This is a genomic window from Anaerocolumna sp. AGMB13025, assembly GCF_029689925.1.
Taxonomy (GTDB): Bacteria; Bacillota; Clostridia; order Lachnospirales; family Lachnospiraceae; genus Anaerocolumna.
The window spans coordinates 4,470,454-4,485,991 of record NZ_CP121445.1 but is presented as its reverse complement, the minus strand read 5'-3'; the positions used below and the strand labels follow the sequence as shown (position 1 = coordinate 4,485,991).

At 39.2% G+C, this 15,538-nt stretch carries 6 protein-coding genes; all 6 read left to right on the top strand.

Annotated elements, in window-relative coordinates:
* The first annotated feature begins 92 nt into the window (after window positions 1–92).
* The 6 genes from QA584_RS18575 (at window position 93) to QA584_RS18550 (ending at window position 15,536) form a co-directional block, all read left to right on the top strand.
* Window positions 93–863, top strand: a complete 771-nt coding sequence (locus tag QA584_RS18575) for a 4'-phosphopantetheinyl transferase family protein (protein ID WP_278270590.1) — start codon at window positions 93–95, stop codon at window positions 861–863.
* A gap of 25 nt (window positions 864–888) precedes the next feature.
* Window positions 889–3,252: an ACP S-malonyltransferase gene (gene fabD / locus QA584_RS18570; protein WP_278270589.1), complete on the top strand. Its 2,364-nt coding sequence runs from the start codon at window positions 889–891 to the stop codon at window positions 3,250–3,252.
* A gap of 17 nt (window positions 3,253–3,269) precedes the next feature.
* Entirely contained in the window at window positions 3,270–3,515 is a 246-nt protein-coding gene (locus QA584_RS18565; RefSeq protein ID WP_278270588.1) for an acyl carrier protein, read from the top strand.
* Entirely contained in the window at window positions 3,512–4,918 is a 1,407-nt protein-coding gene (locus tag QA584_RS18560; RefSeq protein ID WP_278270587.1) for a beta-ketoacyl synthase N-terminal-like domain-containing protein, read from the top strand. The genes QA584_RS18565 and QA584_RS18560 overlap by 4 nt, the downstream gene beginning before the upstream one ends.
* Before the next feature lie 204 nt (window positions 4,919–5,122).
* Window positions 5,123–10,831: an SDR family NAD(P)-dependent oxidoreductase gene (locus tag QA584_RS18555; protein ID WP_278270586.1), complete on the top strand. Its 5,709-nt coding sequence runs from the start codon at window positions 5,123–5,125 to the stop codon at window positions 10,829–10,831.
* Window positions 10,832–10,868: 37 nt separating this feature from the next.
* Window positions 10,869–15,536 (top strand): type I polyketide synthase, encoded by a 4,668-nt coding sequence (locus tag QA584_RS18550; protein WP_278270585.1) that lies wholly within the window; start codon window positions 10,869–10,871, stop codon window positions 15,534–15,536.
* Window positions 15,537–15,538: the final 2 nt, after the last annotated feature.

Below are 15,538 nucleotides of genomic sequence, written 5' to 3'. Positions count from 1 at the left end.
GGCCAAAAGGCGGGCAAACTGCCAGAAATCTGAATATTTAAAAACGGGAAGCAATCCTTTGAGTTAAGGGTTGTTTTTATTTTGGAACGGGGGTGAAAATAATCAATGGGATGAAAGCTAATACCCAGGTAAGGGATAAAGATGTTTTTTCTGTTAATTATCTGTACGAGGGAAAAGATAATACCCGCAGATATGATATCGTTTTGAATTTTACATATATGACCGAAGCAGTAAGTGATGAACTTATTGATTGTTTAAATCCCGAGGAGCTTAATTACTTAAAAGTTATCAAAAGTGATAAAAGACTGAAAAGTTACTTATATGGAAGATATTCGTTAAAGAAAGCAGTTTCTGTGTACAGCAATGGTATGCAGTTAAATAAAATAAATATTAAGAACGGCATTTTCGGGCAGCCGGTTATTATACTGGATTCCTATAAAGCCCCAGGGGGCAGCCTTTCTCATTGTGAAACCTGTGCGGTCTCGTTAGTTTATGATGAAACGCTTATTATGGGTATTGACATTGAAGAGGCGGATCGGAATGTAAAAAAGGTTATGGAACATAACCTTACGGGTCATGAAGCTTCGCTGATAAAAAATCAGGTGGTTCCGGAAAAAATGATGTATGTTATCTTATGGACGGCTAAAGAAGCCTTAGCAAAATGTTTAAAAACAGGGCTTACACTTCCCTTAGAACTGTATGAGGTGGACAAGATAGAGAAGCAGGATACATATTTTAAGATTTCATATACACATTTTCTGCAATACACAGCTTTCACTTATATTTTTAATAATTACGTCTGCTCCATAACATATCCAAAGTTAATTGAGTTATCGTTTGATATTACACCAATAGTACAATAAAAAACCAAAAGAAAGAAGGTAAAATATGAAGGCATATGTTTTTCCAGGTCAAGGCGCGCAGTATAAGGGAATGGGAAAAGAGTTATTTGAAGAATTTCCGGAACTAGTATCCGGTGCGGATAAAATATTAGGTTATTCCATAAAGGAACTGTGTCTTAATGATCCCCAGTCAAAATTAGGGTTTACTGAATTTACACAGCCGGCTTTGTATACGGTAAATGCTTTAACCTATCTTAAAAAATGTAAGGAAACGGAGGAAAGACCTGATTTTGTGGCAGGACATAGTTTAGGTGAATACAATGCCCTTCATGCAGCAGGTGCCTTTGATTTTGAAACCGGGTTAAAGCTTGTCAAAAAAAGAGGCGAATTAATGGGTCAGGCAAGGGGCGGCAAAATGGCGGCCGTGATAGGTTTAAAGGAAAAACAGATATCTGAAATCTTACAAAGAGAAGGTTTAAACCAGATCGATATAGCAAATTATAATGGTCCGTCACAAATCGTGATTTCAGGTCTAGAAGAACATATTACCCAGGCAAAACCTGTCTTTGAGAGCAATCCGGAGGTTAAGTTATTTTCGGTTTTAAACGTCAGCGGAGCCTTCCATTCCAGGTATATGAAAGAATCCGGTGATTTGTTTGAACAGTTTATTGCAGATTTTACCTTCGGAGAGCTAAAAATACCGGTAATATCCAATGTATCCGCCAGACCGTATAAGCAAAAGGATATTAAAAACAATTTAATAAAACAGATAACCCATTCTGTCTTATGGACAGATACGATTCGCCTGCTTCTGGGGTTAGGAGAGGTAACCTTTGAAGAAATCGGAATTGGCAATACACTTACGGGACTTTTAAGACATATAAAGTCAGAGTCAGAACCGCTTACCCTTGGAATTAATGAGTACAGGGAATACTTTACACAGAATGGGACAGGTGGTTCAGGTGACGACAAAAACAAGTTTGACACAGAGCAGGAGAGGGAAAAAGATACCAGATTGGAGGCAGCAAGGACCCAGGGAGCTGGTTCGTCTGGTACTTTGGCGGTAGATATCACCTACGATTCCCTGGGCAGTGAAGAGTTTAAGAGGGATTACAATTTACGTTTTGCATATATGACAGGTGCAATGTATCGAGGCGTTTCCTCGAAAGACTTGGTAGTCAGAATGGGAAAAGCCGGTATGTTGGGATTTTTAGGTACGGGCGGGTTATCCCTAGAAGAGGTTGAGACCTCCATAAAATATATTCAGGAACAACTAAAGGAAGGCCAGGCCTATGGTATGAACTTCCTTTATGATCCGAATAATCCAGAAAAAGAAGAAAGAATAATAAATTTGTACTTTAAATATAAGGTGAAAGTAATCGAAGCCTCAGCTTTTATGGGGGTGACCCCTTCCCTGGTAAGATACAAAGCCAAGGGATTAAGAATGAATGACAAGGGAGATATCGAAAGTTCAAATAAAATTATTGCAAAGATTTCAAGACCGGAAGTGGCCGAGGCTTTTATGAGTCCGGCACCAGCCAGAATTGTTGAAAAGTTATTAAGCGAAGGAAAGATTACAGAGTCGGAAGCGGATCTGCTTAGAAGTGTACCAGTTGCCAATGACCTGTGTGTGGAAGCGGATTCAGGCGGACATACGGACTGCGGAGTAACCTACACCCTCCTTCCTGCCATAATAAAACTCAGGGACGAAATGATGGAAAAGTTCCATTATAAAAGAAAAATCCACATCGGAGCAGCCGGAGGAATCGGAACTCCTGAGGCAGCGGGAGCATCTTTTATTCTGGGAGCAGATTTTATTGTTACCGGCTCCATTAACCAATGTACGGTAGAAGCCGGTACCAGCAATGCGGTAAAAGAGTTATTGCAGCAGATGAACGTCCAGGATACGGATTATGCCCCTGCAGGAGATATGTTTGAATTTGGTGCAAAGGTGCAGGTACTAAAAAAGGGTCTGTTTTTCCCGGCAAGAGCCAATAAGCTGTACGATTTATACCGCCAGTTTAATTCCATTGATGAAATCGATAGTAAAACCAAGACCCAGATTCAGGAAAAATATTTTAAACGCAGCTTTGACAGCGTTTACGAGGAACTGAAAAACTATTATACGGCTGAAGAAATAAGTAAAGCAGAAAAAAATCCCAAGTATAAAATGGCAATGATTTTTAAATGGTATTTTTATTACAGTACTCAAAGTGCTTTGGCCGGAGATGCCGATTCCAGAGTAGATTATCAGGTGCACTGCGGACCTGCACTGGGTGCTTTTAATCAATGGATAAAGGGTACGATATATGAGCCTTGGGAGAACCGGCATGTGGATGATATAGCTTTAATGATGTTAAGAGAAACTGCTAACTTCTTGAACAACCGTTTTCGGTTATTAAAAGCCTAAATAAAAAGGAGATTTGAATGGATAAGAATGAAATTTTTTTAATTATGAAAGAAATCATTGCAGAAATATTACCGGAGGTTTATCCGGGACAAATAACGATGGAAGACAGCTTAAAGGAGCTTGGGGCTAATTCGGTGGACCGGATGGATATTATTATTGGGCTTATGGAAAGGCTGGGGTTAAAAATTCCGTTGGTGGAATTCGGCCAGCTTAAAAATATCCAGGGGATTATAGATCTGCTATATTCAAAAAAAGTGTCATGATACCAGTAGAAAAGGTAACTTTAAACCAATCAAATAAAGACCGCATCTATGTAACCGGTATGGGAGTTATTAATGCAATCGCAGACTCCATCCCAGAATTTGAACACAGTTTAAGAAATGGGTTACAGAGGTTTCGATATCTTGAAGAAAAAAAGATCAATAACTTAAATGCCATCGGGGCCGATATTAGTTATTTTTCATTAGAGAATAAGTTGAAAAAAAAAGAGCTTATTTTTAAACATCCTGATTTGAACTTGTGCCAAGGCACACAGATGGGAGTTAGAATGGATTACTATCCGGATTCGGCCCAGGTACCAGGAGATTTGATTGATAAAGCCATAAAAACTGCCCGCAGGGCTCCCCTTACCATTAAGGCAGCGGTATCCTGTGTTCTGGAAGCCTACCTCCTGGCTGAACTTTTTAAGAATCCTATTCCAAAGGATCGGATTGCTGTTATAGTTACGGGCAGCAACCTTACCAATACTGTCAGGGAAGGTTATTCTAATAAGTTTGAACATGATCCGGAATACTTAACACCACAATATGCCCTGCAGTTTATGGACACGGATCATGTGGGTACTTTAAGTGAGATTTTTGGAATCGGCGGTGAAGGGTTTACGGTTGGCGGAGCCTCAGCCAGCGGTAATGCAGGTATTATAAAAGCCCATCAGTTAATTAAACTGGGACTGGCAGATGCCTGTGTTGTTGTGGGAGCGTTAACGGAGCTTACCAATATGGAGCTTCAAGGCTTTTACAATATAGGAGCCTTAGGCGGGAGAAAGTATTACGGCGCGCCGGATAAAACCTGCCGCCCCTTTGATGAAGGACATGAAGGCTTTGTATATGGGCAGGCATCGGGCTGTTTGATTTTAGAATCCAGGGAGTCCACAGAAAAACGGAGAATAAAACCTCTTGCCGAAATGTTTGGCGGAGTCATAAATCTTGACGGCAACAGGTCAAGTAATCCGAGCCTTGACGGTGAAGTCAAAGCAATGGCAAAGACATTGGAAGCAGCAGGAGTAAAACCCGAAGAAGTGGACTATATCAATGCCCACGGAAGTTCCTCGCCACTGGGGGATGAAACGGAATTAAAGGCGATTAAAGAGGTTTATAAAGAGAATATCTCCAAAATATGGATCAATTCAACCAAGGGATTAACCGGCCACTGTCTATTTTCCGCTGGGGTGGTGGAAGCTATCGCTGTTATTATTCAAATGAATTCGGGTTTTATTCATCCTAATGCAAATTTAGAGAATCCCATAGACTGTGAATTCTTATTTGCAGGAAAAACAGCGGTTCCTGCTGCAATAAAATTAGCCATGAGTAATTCCTTTGGGTTTGGAGGAATTAATACAAGTATCCTAATAAAAAACATAAAAGGCGAAATAAAAAGCAAGAAATAAATAGCACGAAATAAAAAAGCAGATTATATCCTGCTTTTTTTAGTAATAGGAGACTACATTCAATCGTTTTAAACGCTCCGCGAGGATCACATTATATCAGATGGAGATTTTACTTAATGAACCCACCGCAGGCAGATTAGCCCGCCTGTGGATATTATATTATTTAATTTCATTATATTAAGATACCTGGTAAGGAGGAAAATCGTGATAGAAAATCAAAAAGATAGCCTGAATCCGATTGTTACACATTCAGATATTGCAATTATAGGTATGGCTTGTCGCTTTCCGGAATCCAATCATTATAATGAGTTCTGGAGTCATTTGGAAAAAGGGGACAACTTAATCAAAGAAATTGATGAAAAGCGGTGGGACACAAAGCAGTATTATTCCCCTTATATGGAGGCTGATAAAAGTATCAGTAAATGGTGCGGAAGAGTTGACCGGATGGAGTATTTTGATAATCATTTTTTTAAAATATCACCTCGTGAAGCTCTCGTTATGGATCCTCATCAGAGACAACTATTAGAAATAGCCTGGCAAAGCATAGAAGATGCCGGTTTGAATATAAAACAGCTGCAAAGGGGAAAGACCGCAGTTTATATGAATATTTCCCATAGTGATTATGGGCTCAGGGCATATGCGGTTGACAAAGATGTTGACAGCTATACAAATCTAGGGAATTACCAGTGTATTGCTGCCAACAGAATATCCTATGCATTTGGATTGACCGGGCCAAGCCTGTCGGTAGAGGCTGCCTGCGCCGCCTCTTTAGTTGCCGTTAATGAAGCAGTAAGGGTATTAAAAACCGGTGAATGTGACTATGTATTAGTGGGAAGCGCTAATTTTATACTGCACCAGGGCCGTTATATTTCTTATTCGAAAGCAAGAATGCTAAGTACAGACGGACAATGCAAAACCTTTGATGCCAATGCGGATGGTTATGTTCCGGGAGAAGGGGCAGGGGTTCTGCTTTTACAGCGTCTGGAAGATGCGGTTGCTCAAAAAAATCATATTCATGCTGTCATCAAGGCCGCCAAAGCAAGTCATATCGGAGAGCATATTTCTATAACAGCCCCCAAGGTAAGTGAACAGACAAAATTAATCTTATCCGCATATGCGGAAGCGGGATTTACCCCGGAAACGGTAAGCTATGTGGAAGCTCATGGAACCGGTACTCCCTTGGGAGACCCCATCGAGGTGGAGGGCTTAACCAGAGCTTTCAGGGGATACACGGATGCATCCGGGTATTGTAAAATCGGATCTGTTAAAACCAACATCGGGCATCTGGAAGGAACCTCAGGGCTGGCGGGTTTGATTAAAACCGTTCTTATGATGAAGAATCATAAAATACCAAAAACTTTAAATATTAAGCAATTAAATCCTATTATAGATTTTAAGTCTTCTCCTTTTACCCCAGCGGATCACTTAAGTAACTGGGATCGATTAGCGGATAATATACCTTTACGTGGGGGGATCAGTTCTTATGGCTTCGGCGGTGCCGGTTGCCATGTTCTGCTAGAAGAATATCAGGAAAGCAGACAGGAAGAACCTGCTGATGTGAACGTATTTTTATTATCTGCAAAAAGTACAAAAAGCCTTACAATGCTTTTAGAGAGCTGGAAAAGCTTTGTAACCACCCCGGATTTTCTTGACTTAAACTTTGAGGATATTCTTGGAACTGCTATGGCAAGCCGATCCGGTTTTCACTTCCGTTTTGGTATAAAGGCAGAAAATAAAGAAGAACTTATAGATAAATTAAATGGAATTGCTAAGAATCCCTATGAAGAAAATTATGACAGGTGGTTATTGAACCTGAGTGACTTAAATTTACTGGGGTATGGTGATTTTAAAAAGTTATATGAAACACAACTGATCTTTCGCACCTGCCTGGATGGCTTTAAAAAGCTCTTAAAAGATGTAGAGTGGAACGGTCTTTATAAGATGAAATGGAAAGAGGCAAATAAAAAGTTGTATTCCTTTATGGTATCCTATTCCTTCGTGATTACTTTACAAGAGCTAGGAATTCCTGTTGATTCCCTTTCTTATAAGGACGGCGTGGGATTTTGGGCTGCACTTGCAGTAAGCGGAATTTTGGAGCGGGAAGAAATTGTTAAGTATCTCATGGGAAAGATAGATTGTAATAGCTTAAGATTTCAACGGCCCAATATGACTTTTGTTGATAATACAGGGCTTGTTGATAATACAGGGCTTGTTGACAATACAGGACTTGTTGATAATACAGGACTTGTTGATAATACAGGGCTTGTTGATAATACAGGGCTTGTTGACAATACAGGACTTGTTGATAATACAGGACTTGTTAATAATCCAAGTATTATAGATAATACAGGTCTTACTAATAATACAGATCACATTGATAATGCTGCCGGACAAAAGATTTTACAATATCAAATCTCAGGAGTTAATATTGAGAATTTATTAAACGGCATACAGATAGAATTTAACGATTTTAACGAATACCTTAAGAAAGCCAGAACCTTGTATCAGAGTGTTCCGTCTTTTCGCAAATTATTAGAAGAATGGAATATTCCTTTAACACTAATTAAAAGGAAGGTAAAAGACCTTGTGTTTTTGGAGTACTCTGAATTTGCCGGGTCAAAAGATCAATTACTGACAGTAATTATCATAAGCAGTTCCCTTAGAAGATTAAATCAAAAATGGGATTTAAGGATGGAGGAGCTAAAATGCACCCGTCAATTAACGGAACTTCTTAATTTAGCAGACCATAACCTGGTCAGTAAAGAAGAGGTTGTAAAGTTATTTGGATTAGTCCGGCCGGAATTTGATACGATTGCAAAGAATATCAGCCGGAGACTTCAAAGCACAAGAGAAACCTATGAATTGATGGAGATAACCAATCGTGAACTGACGGAGATTAAAGATTATGAAAGGTGGCTGAATCTTGGGGACACGATTAACACTGACTGTGAATACGAGTTGGCAGAGAATGTGGGAAGCCTTCAAATTATCCGTGATAGTTCCAAAGGAGAAATAAAACAACTGAGTGAGGTTTTTACGGACCTGGTGCTTAAAGCCTGGCTTATGGGAGCAGATATAAATTGGGAGAAATTTTTACCAGAGGATTCTTATTGTAAAGTTCCTTTGCCGGTATATGAATTTGATCAAAGTCCATTTTTGCTACCCTTAAATAGAAAGTATCAGAATGGTGAAAAGACGGAACCATCAAGAGTAAAATCTGCGGAATTGGCAATGCGAAATGTGAAAATTTCAGAAGTGAAAGTATCAGAAGTGAAAACATCAGAAGATGAAGAATTAAAAGCGGAAGAATTAAAAGCGGAAGAATTAAAAGCAGTAGAAATAAAACTAGAAATATCAACAGATGGAACATCAATGACTGAAACGTCAATAGCTGAAACATCATTAGCTGAAACATCAATAGGAAAAACAGCAGCAGAGACATTAACGATGGAAATATCAAAAGTAGAAACATTAAAAGAAGAAACCTCAACAATAGAATTATTGGAAGCAGAAACATCAACAAATGTGAACTTATTAAAATCGAAAATTCAGAATGCAGCTATGCAAAATAATCGAATATCAATAGAACCCAGAATATTATATGAAGAGGAAAAACAAAGAAATACTCATACATATTTAACCTTACAAGACACCATAATCAGAGATCATATTATAACCGGGAAAAATCTTATCCCCGGTGCTTTTATGATCGAACTCCTTGTAGATGCCCTTAAAGAAATAAATCCGAAATCTGTAATTACTCTAAAAGACCTGTACTTTATGAAACCGGGAATTGTTATAAATAGCAAAGAAGTACACCCTAAGTTAGAGAATAACCGGTTTCAACTTATATCAGAGGACGAAGTATTGTGCAAAGGGGAACATTCTGAGAAGGAGTATGTACCCCAGATACCGGTTAATATATCAGGTATCGATTCATATCCCCAGATAAACATCAAGGAGCTTTACAACTTTTTGTTTTCTATGGGATATCAATACGGAGCGAGTTTACAAGTTATTCATAAGATTTGGAAAATTAACAATGGCTATCTTATACAGTTAATAGAAGAGAAAAGCAGGAAAAGCAGCCAGATCAGCGCAGAACTTTTAGATGGAATAATACAATCTGTATTGGCAGTGGAATATCTGGAAGGAAATCTAACCTTAAATGATACCATCTACATTCCCTTTAAAATACCAGAGATAACTCTCATGGGTGAGTTAAAGGAAAGGTGTTATGCGGCAATTGATAAAAAGAATATCCGTAAACAAGACGGGAATATCATAGCTTCCTTAGAAGTATTTAATGGAAAAGGAATTCCTGTAATCACTATGGACGGGCTTTGCTTAAAAGCATGCCCAAATGATTTTTTACAAAAAGCATTAAAACCGAATAACAGGAAGCAAACCTCTTTGTACCATTATAAGCCCGTTTGGGTTGAGAAAGAACTGGAACTTGATGAGGAAGATACTGTTACAAATCGTAACTGTGCCATTATTTTCGCTAATGATGAAATGGTTAATAGAGTAGCAGAGGTCTTAGAGAAAAGTTATGATAAGGTGTATTTCGTCTTTAAAGGAAACTATTTTAAGGTACAGGATAATAGGTTTAACATTAATCCAAAGCTAAAAGCCGACTATGTTACCTTGTTTGAATCCATAGAAAATCATTCTTTCGGTATTTTGGATTACGATATGTACTATTTATGGGCAAACCGGACAAAAAAGGAAGGTATAACGGAAGATTTAACATCTTCCAAGGAATTAGAGGAAATAGTTGAGGGAAATGTACAAGCTATATTTAACCTGCTTCAGACCTTGTTAAAAATGAAGTCCGGGAAAAATACCAGTCTTATTATCGGGCTAACCGACAGTAAAATCATGGATGGAGGAGATAAGGGAAATAATTTTATCTACGGCGGTATGGAATCCTTGATACGTACGATAAAACAGGAAAATCCAAGGCTTCCTGTTTCTGTCGTTGATTTCTGGCCGGATAAAGAATCGGATAAAACAGAGACCGATATGATATTGGCAATGATTACGGAGATGAAAAACAAAGAAAAAGATATAATGGTGGCCTACCGGAATAAAAACAGGTATATAAAAGGCATCGTATCAGAGGACATTATAAATACCTCAAACAATCCCTTGTTAGAGGACGGAGATACTTATCTGATAATCGGCGGATTGGGGGGAATAGGCAGCAATCTGGTTAAAAAGATCAGTGACCTGGTAAAAGTCAATTTACTTATAATCGGCTCATCTCCTATGGATGCGGTTAAAAAAGAACAGTTAGAGATTTTAAATCGCAATAAATCGAACTCCTGTGTTGACTATTATTCGTGTAATATAGCAAATGCGAAAGAGTCAGAGGACCTGATTAATAAAATAAAACATCAATATAAAAATATTCAGGGTGTTATCCATTGCGGCGGCATAAATGATGACAAGCTCATGATCAGCAAAAACTGGGAAGATTTTAAGAAGGTTTTACAGCCAAAAACCATAGGCACTTATATTCTGAACCAAGTTACGGCAAGGGAGCCTTTGAAATTTTTCGCGGCTTTCTCTTCAATCGTTTCCATTACCGGAAATGTGGGACAGTCTGATTATGCGTATGCAAACGGAGTCCTTGATGCTTTTATGGATTACCGCAGGCAAAATCAATATCCCGGTAAGAGTATCAGCATGAATTGGACCTTATGGGAGAATACCGGAATGGGTAAATCCAGCGCTGCTATTCATAATTTTTCAGACAAAACTGGTTTAATCCAGCCAGAAGACGGTGTAGAGGATTTTATTCATATATTACAAAGCGAAACAAATCAAGTAATCGTAGTAGCGGATGATAAGAAATTCGAGAGATTCCTGTCAAAGAATCATATCAACTATTATGAAAAAATGAAATAATGCGGATTTGATGTCGCCAGAATAAGAGGGAGGAAATATGAAAGGGAAAGGAAATACTGATATTTCAAGGGATACTCTGCAGGAGGGCGAAAGAAAAGTAGAAAAAATACTTGTTGCCATCCTTGCAGAGTTATTAAGTATAGAAGAAAAGGAAATAGATGAGAATACAGATCTGCGTGAATTCGGACTAGATTCCGTTGCACTCAATGAATTCACCGACATGATCAATAACCGGTTGGATACAGACATTGACTCCACTTTACTTTTTGAGTATTCCAATATGAGGGAAATTGGAAAATACTTAAATGAGAAATACTTATATTCTGTTACTAAGTACGAGGAACCAACCCCTGATTTTATAGATTCCTCCTTCGAAAATCAACCTGAGCATATTGAAAGTAAAACAGGTCCTGTCAGGGAACTATCCGGATTATTTACAGAAAGTGATACTGTTCTTAAAAAGATAGATGAAAGCAGAATAGATGAAAGTAGAATAGATGAAAGTAAAATAGATGAAAGCAGAATTGATGAAAGTAGAATTGATGAAAGTAGAATAGATGAAAGTAAAATAGATGAAAGCAGAATAGATGAAAATAAAATAGATGGAAGTAGAATAGATGAAAATAAAATAGTTGAAAGTAAAATAGATGAAAATAAGAATGACGAAAAAAAGATAGGTGAAATCAAACTGGCATTTACAGAGGATGTAGCCATAATAGGGATGAGCGGACGGCTACCCCAATCGGAGAATTTAAAAGAATTTTGGGACCATTTAGTCAATCAGGAAGATCTGGTAACCGAAATTCCACAGGACCGGTGGAACAAGGACGAATATTACGGAGATCCCCATAAAGGCAATAAGGCTAACAACAAATGCGGAGGATTTCTAAAAGATATAAAAGGTTTTGATGCACAGTTTTTTAATATCTCCCCTAGAGAAGCCGAATTAATGGACCCCCAGCAGCGGATTTTATTAGAAGAAGTATGGAGGGTATTTGAGGATGCAGGGTATAAAGCTTCTTCGGTAGCAGGGTCGAATACTGGTGTGTTTATTGGTGTCGGTAATGATGACTACAATGAGTTGATTGCAGACAGCGACATTAATTTTGATATTTATGCGGCCACAGGGTCGTATTTTTGTATTACGGCAAACCGGATTTCTTATCTTTTAAACTTACACGGGCCCAGCAGTGTGGTAGATACTGCCTGCTCCAGCTCGCTGGTTGCAATCCACCAGGCAGTACAGGCTATTAAGAACGGGGAATGTGAGATGGCGGTTGCCGGGGGCGTTAATCTTCTGTGCATACCTCGTCCCTATTTATCCTTCAGTCATGCAGGAATGCTTTCCAAAGACGGCAGATGCAAGACCTTTGACGGTTCTGCCAACGGATATGTCAGGGCCGAAGGTGTTGGAGCAATACTATTAAAACCTCTTAGTAAAGCAGTTCAGGACGGCAACCAAATACACGGAGTAATTAAAGGGACTGCCGTAAACCATTGCGGCCTGACCAATTCCTTAACTGCTCCCAGCCCCCTTGCCCAGGCGGAAGCAGTCCTTACGGCATGGGATAAAGGAAATATAACACCCAATACTGTATCCTATATAGAAGCCCATGGAACCGGAACCAGTTTAGGGGACCCAATCGAAGTAAACGGATTAAAGAAAGCCTTTGAAGAAGGGGCAAAAGCAAAAGGTATTGTTTTAAAAGAAAATTATTGCGGAATCGGTTCCGTAAAATCCAATATAGGGCATCTGGAGGTTGCATCGGGGATTGCAGGTGTTTTTAAAGTGCTGTTGTCCATGAAACACAAGCTTATTCCCGGGAATCTTCATTTTCATAAAATCAATGACCTGATTCGTTTGGAGAAAAGCCCCTTTTATGTGATAGACTCAAATAAGCCCTGGGAGGTGTTAATGGATGCCCATGGAAATCCATTGCCCAGAAGAGCAGGGGTCAGTTCCTTTGGCTTTGGGGGAACCAATGCCCACATTGTAATTGAAGAATATAAGGAGAAGGAAGCACCTGTTAACAGGGCGTTTCATTTTCCACAAACTATCATAGTACTGTCTGCCAAAACGGAAGAACGGCTTAAAGTCTATGCCGGAGAGTTCCTTAAGTTTCTAAGGGACGATGAAGTAACGAATGACAAACTTACAGACATAGCCTATACCTTGCAAAGCGGACGTGAACTCATGCAGGAAAGAGCTGCTATTCTCACGGATTCTATACCAGATCTTAAAGAGAAACTGGAAGCTTACATAAAAGGAGAAGAACAAAAGGCAATCTTTCATGGAAATATAAAGGCACATAAGAAAACCATATCAATCTTTGAAAATGACCAGGAATTCGCTGAGACCTTAAATAACTGGGCGAAAAAGGGCAAATATGAGAAGATACTTGATTTGTGGGTAAAGGGATTATATTTTGACTGGAATGTTCTTTATGGGAAAGATAAACCGGGAATAATCAGCTTACCGACTTATCCCTTTAAAAAAGAAAATTTCTGGATTCCTAAAACTCAAACGGAAAAAGCCAATCAGGAAGCAGGAAAAGTTTCCTTCCTCCATCCCCTGCTCCATGAAAATATATCTGATTTTACCGAACAGAAATACCGCACCGTATTAAACGGCAATGAGTTTTTCTTAAAAGCCCATGTAATTCATGACCAGAAAATCCTACCGGGAGTTGCTTATCTGGAAATGGCAGTAGCAGCCATAAAAGCAGCCATGGATTGTAACAGGGAGGATAGCATAATCCAGTTAAACAATATCATTTGGGCCAAGCCGGTTGTAGTAAAAGAAAAGCCGGTTCCGATAAAAATCGCCTTATATCTGGAAAGCGATGAAGAGATTTCCTATCAGATCAGCGGAGAGGATGCAGGCATACATAGTGAAGGTTCCGGAAAGTTAAGACTTACCGAAGAGCCTTTTGGAATAGATATCAGTGCCAAACAGCGGGAATGTAACCATAGGGAAGTTTTAAAAGATGAGTGTTACAGGGCATTTGAACAGATCGGATTTCAATATGGAAGGGAACAAAGGGGAATTGAAAGGCTCTATATAGGAAAAGATCAAATCCTGGCGAGAATTAGACTTCCCGAAGAAGTAAAAAGCACAAGAAAGGAATATACCCTTCATCCAAGTATTCTGGATTCTGCCGTCCAGGCAACAATGGGGCTGATGATGGAAGGTGATAAAATGGGAGCCTTTGTACCCTTTGCATTACAGAAACTTACCGTAATCGATCCGAATCCAGAACCAGAATGGGCCTATATTAAATCCATTAACACAGAAAAAAACAGAAATAATCTTAAGAAATTTGATATCGATTTATGCAGTAATACCGGTAAAGTCTGTATTCAAATGAAAGGATTAACCTTAAAAAAGTTTGAAAATACGGCTGATAAACAGAAGAATCCGGGAGAGCTGCTTTTGCTGGCACCGGAGTGGAAGGAAGCACCGGTTTTAAGTGTAGATACATTCCAATATGACAACCGCCTTATTATACTATGTGAAGTTCCGGAAATCAGCGAAGGCCGGTTAAAGGAAGGTTTGATTAACAGCACTGAAAATTTCAGCTGTATGGAACTGGTGGATACCAGTAGTGACATTGGTATCAGGTATAAAAAGTATACCGGTCAAATCTTTGAAGAAATTAAGAAAGTTCTGGCAGATAAAAACAGCAAAAAGAATCTGGTACAGATCATTCTTCAAAATGGTGATGAAGAACGGTTATACGAAGCCTTAAGCGGCCTGTTAAAAACAGCAGAACAGGAAAATCCCAGAATAAGCGGTCAGATTATTGAAATCGGACCGGGAGAAACTACAGCGGAACTAATTGATAAAATTATTCAAAATGGAAAAAGTCCAGCGGATAAACAGATCGCTTATTGGAACGGAAAACGTTATGTAAAAGGGTGGAAAGAACTGCCGGAGGTTCTGACAGGGAAGAAACCCTGGAGAGATAATGGAACCTATTTGATCACCGGCGGAAGAGGTGAACTGGGCCTCATATTTGCAAGGGAAATAGCAAAGGAAGCAAAGAATCCGACGATTATCCTAACAGGCAGGGGAAACCTTGATCAGGTAAAGCAGGAAAGCCTGAAAGAGATTCAAAAGCTTGGGGCAGCGATTGTGTACAAGCAGGCAGATGTTACGGACGCTGTAAGAGTGCAGGGGCTTATCGAAGAAATAAATAAAGAGTATGGGAATCTCCATGGGATTCTATATTGTGCAGGCATTAATCGTGATAACTATATTTATAAAAAAACATCGGAAGAATTCCAGACAGTACTGGAACCTAAAGTAAGCGGTTTATTAAATCTGGATCAAGCAGCCGGGGATATTAACCTGGACTTTTTTATTTTATTTTCCTCCATAGCAGGTTCTCTTGGAAATCCTGGACAGGCGGATTATGCCGCTGCCAATGCATTTATGGATGAGTATGCTGTATATAGAAATAAACAGGTAAAAGTCGGCAGACGTTTTGGTAAAACAGTATCAATCAACTGGCCTTTATGGCAAAACGGTGGTATGCATATGACAGAAGAAGCAGAAAAACTCCATGCAGGAAAAACTGGTATGGAAGCTTTGCAGACCGATAAAGGTCTGGAAGCCTTTTATCAAATATATGGACGGGACCAGGAACAAGTTATGGTTGCAATGGGCGACGGCAGAAAGATACGTGAATTTATAAAGATATAGGC

What these genes read in the sequence shown, in the direction of transcription:
- fabD (WP_278270589.1), top strand. Translation starts at nt 889, where the DNA reads ATGAAGGCATATGTTTTTCCAGGTCAAGGCGCGCAGTATAAGGGAATG.
- QA584_RS18565 (WP_278270588.1), top strand. Translation starts at nt 3,270, where the DNA reads ATGGATAAGAATGAAATTTTTTTAATTATGAAAGAAATCATTGCAGAA.
- QA584_RS18550 (WP_278270585.1), top strand. Translation starts at nt 10,869, where the DNA reads ATGAAAGGGAAAGGAAATACTGATATTTCAAGGGATACTCTGCAGGAG.
- QA584_RS18560 (WP_278270587.1), top strand. Translation starts at nt 3,512, where the DNA reads ATGATACCAGTAGAAAAGGTAACTTTAAACCAATCAAATAAAGACCGC.